Annotated in this window: 4 protein-coding genes; 1 reads left to right on the top strand and 3 read right to left on the bottom strand. The window is 60.9% G+C overall.

All coding sequences use genetic code 11. From position 1 onward, the window contains the following. On the bottom strand, positions 1-943 hold a 943-nt coding region (locus tag JNL55_RS28585; protein ID WP_293862715.1), incomplete at its 3' end, for a DMT family transporter. Between the two features lie 76 nt (positions 944-1,019). On the opposite strand from JNL55_RS28585, the gene JNL55_RS28580 reads away from it, so the two are divergent. Next, positions 1,020-1,505, top strand: coding sequence for an Lrp/AsnC family transcriptional regulator (locus JNL55_RS28580; RefSeq protein ID WP_293862713.1), 486 nt, complete (start codon positions 1,020-1,022; stop codon positions 1,503-1,505). A gap of 1 nt (position 1,506) precedes the next feature. Here the strand turns inward: JNL55_RS28580 and JNL55_RS28575 are convergent, their stop codons facing one another. Further along, positions 1,507-3,036 carry an amidohydrolase family protein gene (locus JNL55_RS28575; protein WP_293862711.1) on the bottom strand — a complete coding sequence of 510 codons (1,530 nt, stop codon included), beginning with the start codon at positions 3,034-3,036 and terminating at the stop codon, positions 1,507-1,509. Then, the coding region (locus JNL55_RS28570; RefSeq protein WP_293862709.1) for an alpha/beta hydrolase family protein at positions 3,033-4,152 on the bottom strand (1,120 nt) is incomplete at its 5' end. The genes JNL55_RS28570 and JNL55_RS28575, both read right to left, overlap by 4 nt.

Below are 4,152 nucleotides of genomic sequence, written 5' to 3'. Positions count from 1 at the left end.
CGGCCAGACAAGACAGCACACTGAGCACAACCAAAACGAACGCCGCGCTTTCCAACGACGTGGGAAAGCGCCGTTCCCAAAACAGGCCGTAGATCAGCGAGAACAGCGTCTCGAACAAAATCATCTGGCCGACCAGCGTCAACGGCAACAACCGACTCATACGATTCCAGAACGCGTTGCCGACGATCGACGCCAACACCGCGATACCGAGCGAGACGGCCACGAATCGACCCCACTCACTGGCTCCATGCTCGCCACTTCCCAGCGCCAACGCGAGTGGGACTAGAAGTAGCGCTTGAGCGCCGGTGACGATTCCGGTCAGCAAGCTCCATTCGTGAGCGGACACGTGCTGCAGACGGACCAGCCAACGTTGATTGCTCACTGCAAACGCCGTCCACGATACCAGCGCGCCAATCGCGCACAGAAATCCAATTAGCTGGGTGCCGACCGAACCGGCGCCGGCCTGGGCGACCGCTTGCCAGCCGATGCAAACCGCGCCGCCGGCACACAGCGCCAGGGACAGCGACAACTTCCGCAGTGGCACGGCGTTTTGATCGCGACTGCCGATGATGGTGACCGCGACCGGCAGGAAGCCGATCACCAATGAGGTCATGGCGATTCCGCCCAATTGCACGGCGTTGGACAGGAGCACGTAGTACAACGTGTTACCGGTGAACGCCAGGCCAGCCAGCGCGAGCCATTCCTGTCGCGTGAGTCTGGCAACCAGACTGCGCCACCTCGGCGCGATCAAAGCCGCCGCGATCAGCGCATAAGCAAGATACCGACCGATGGTGAGTTGCAGCGGGCTGAACTCGCGCAGCAGCTCGGGAGCCAGGAAAACCAAGCCCCACAGCGCTCCGGCGCCCATGCCAAAAGCGGTTCCGAGCAAGGTGGAGCTGCCGCCGGGGGCGCGATCTGCGGTTGTAACGGAGAGCGTCGTCATGGCGACGAGTTGTAGCATCGTCGCTGCGAGCCAAAGGCTCTTGATTTGGGGGTCGAATGCAACAAAAAATCGGGCTATGAACGCCGACACCCCGCCCCGTCGCAAACTGGACGATTTCGACCGGGCCATCCTCCGCATCATCCAGCGCGACAACAAGACCCCTCAGCGAACCATCGCCGAGGCGGTCAACCTGTCCGCCGCCGCCGTGCAGAGGCGCATTGCCGCCATGGAGGAAAGCGGCATCGTCGCGGGCAACGTGTCGTTGGTCGACCCCGCTGCTGTGGCGATGACCATCACCGCCATCGTCGAAGTGCATTTGAAGAACGAGCGCGCGGCCACGGTCGACGCCGCCAAAGCGCTGTTCCGCGATAGCCCCGACGTTCAACAATGCTTCTATGTCACCGGCGGCATCAGCATGGTCTTGATCATCGTCGTGCCGGACATGCCGGCCTACGAAGCGCTGACCCGTCGCCTGTTCGAGGAAAGCGGGCTGGTCGAGCGCTACCGCACGTTGATCGCGCTGGATCGGGTGAAGACCGGAACGGCGATTCAGATTCCCTGAGTTATCGTCTGGCTCGGGCCTCGCTCACCATCTGTTCGACTTCGCGCAGCAGCCCATGCGCGTCGTAGACGATCCCATCCTTGATCGTGTAGCGCACCCCGCCCTGCTTTTTGGCCGAGCCGTCGGGCTGTAATCGCAGCGTGCCGCCCGCGTAGAAAGCCTTGAGATCCGTGAGAGGATTGCCCGCCACCAGCACCACATCGGCGAGCTTACCGGTTTCCAGCGAACCGATGCTCGCCTGCAAGCCCAGATGTTCGGCGCTCTTGATGGTCGCGGCATCCAGCGCTTCCAAGGTCGAGAAGCCGGCCTCCTGCAACATTTCCAGATTCCGAATCAATCCGAAACCGAAGTTCGACCACATGAAGCCCGCGTCCGTGCCGGCGATCACGCGGCCGCCGCGATTCTTGTACTCGTTGACGAAGGCCATCCACAGGCGGAAGTTGTTACGCCACTCGGCCTCATCGGTACTGGTCCAATCGTAGAAATGCGAGAAGCGCTCCGTCGTGCTGGGAATGAAAGTCTTCTCCAACAAAGGGTGCAGATACGCATCGTGCCATTCGGCGCGGCTGGCTCGCATGTAGTCACGATGCGCCTCATAGACACTGAACGTAGGCTCGAAGGTGAAGTCCAGCGCGAGAAACTCATCGAGCACTTTGTTCCAATGGGGGCTGTGCGGCGGCGCCGTCTGTTTCCACAAACGCCCGGCGGCGGCGAAGCGCTGACGATCATCCGAGAAGTTGAAACCCGGAGGATAGTGTGGATGTGTCTGCCCCTCGAACAACACCTCCGGCAAACAGTACCAATGCGTCAAGCCGTTCAACCCGGCGCGAGCTGCATCGAGAGCGTTGAAACGCGGCGCCACCGACGCACTCATGTGCCAATGAGAGCGCATACCGGCCTTTCTTGCCTCATCGAGGCCCGCGCGCATCACCTCCACATTGTTGGTGTACACCGATCCTTCGCCAATGCCGAACACCCCGCGCTTCTTTGCCACGCGCACATTGGCTCGCACTTCCTCGACAGAGTCTCCTGAAACATCTGCCCAGACCTGCACGCGAGGCGCGACGATCTCGTTGGCAGCCGACTGGCGCTGCAGACGCAAGGCCCAGTCGACGCGACTTAGATCCTGCATCGATGCGATGGCGGTCACTCCATGCGCCAGCAACAACTTCAATCCATAGTCGGGTGGCAAGCTCTCATAGCCGCCGTCGATCAATCGGACGTGGGTATCGATCAAGCCCGGCAATGCATACAGCCCTGTGGCATCAATCACCTGATCATCAGGCCGAGGCGTGAAGCCGGCGGAGCTGACGAGACGGTTACCCTCGATCACCAATGTCGCTGGCCCGCTCGCAGGCATGCTGTGGCCTCGAATCAACATCACATTGGTGATGACCAACCGCTTGAACGGTCCTTGACCTTGACCAGCCTGGCGTGGCGCAGCGTCTTGCCATTGCTGAGCCAACCCCAGCGGCGCGACCAACAGCAACGCACACAGCAACAGCCCGCGCTTGATTGCAGCGAACCTCACGAGCCACCACCTGCTGCTTCCGAACCCCGATAGCCGGCAGGCGCGACACGATAGCCCGCAGGCGGCTCACGCCCCGACAAATGCCGTACGAAATAATCCCACTGCCGACGGATGTAATAGGGATGCAAATGCAGGTCATGCGTCGCGCCGGGCACCACCAGCATGTCAAAGTCTTTGTTCGCCTTGATCAAGGCGTCCACGACTTGCATGGTACTGGCGATGGAGACGTCGTCATCCATGTCGCCATGCGCCAGCAACAGCTTGCCTGCGAACTTTGCTACATGACGACTATTGGCTTGCAGATCGAAAGCTTCGGGATCTTCGGCCAGCTGTCCCACATAGTGTTCGCCCCACTCGTATTGATACAAACGAACGTCGTGCGAACCCGCGCCCGCGACGGCGACTTTGAAGAACTCCGGATAGTCGAGGATGGCTCGCGTGGCCGTGTGGCCACCGCCGGAGTAGCCATAGATGCCGACGCGCTCCAGATCGAATGACGGATTGCGAGCGCCCAGCTGCTTGATGATCGCGATATGGTCCAGCAAACCGCCGGCCTGCGCCCAACCGTTGCCGTAGGAGGCATCAGAAAATTCCTTGGAGCGGCGGCCGGTCCCGATACCATCGACCTCCACCACGATGAAGCCGAGTTCCGCGATGGGCTTACCTGGATTGAATACGGTGAGGGCTTTCACGCCCGGGAATCCATAGATGTCATCGAGCACCGGATAACGGCGTTTGGGATCGAAGTCGCTCGGCCAGTAGACCGTTGCATAGATGTCGGTAACGCCATCTCGCGCCTTGCCACGAAAGCGTTCGATTCGCTGCCGGCCGAGCGCCGTCAACGCGGAAATGTCGGCCTTCTCCAGCACTCGTACCAGGCTGCCATCTGCCCGGCGCAACACCGTGGTAGGCGGCAGATCGACCCGCGACGAGCGCGCGATGAAGTAACGCCCATCGGGCGAGAAACTAACCTCATGTTGAGCATCGTCGGGGGTCAGGCGGGTCAGACCCGAACCATCCGGCTTGACGCGATATAACTGGAAATAATAAAGATCCATTCCGGGCTCGCGTCCCGACGCCCTGAAGTAGATCCACTTCGCCTTCTGATCGACATGC

It is taken from the genome of Steroidobacter sp. (assembly GCF_016790065.1).
GTDB lineage: Bacteria > Pseudomonadota > Gammaproteobacteria > Steroidobacterales > Steroidobacteraceae > Steroidobacter.
This window is presented reverse-complemented; position numbering and strand designations above follow the sequence as displayed.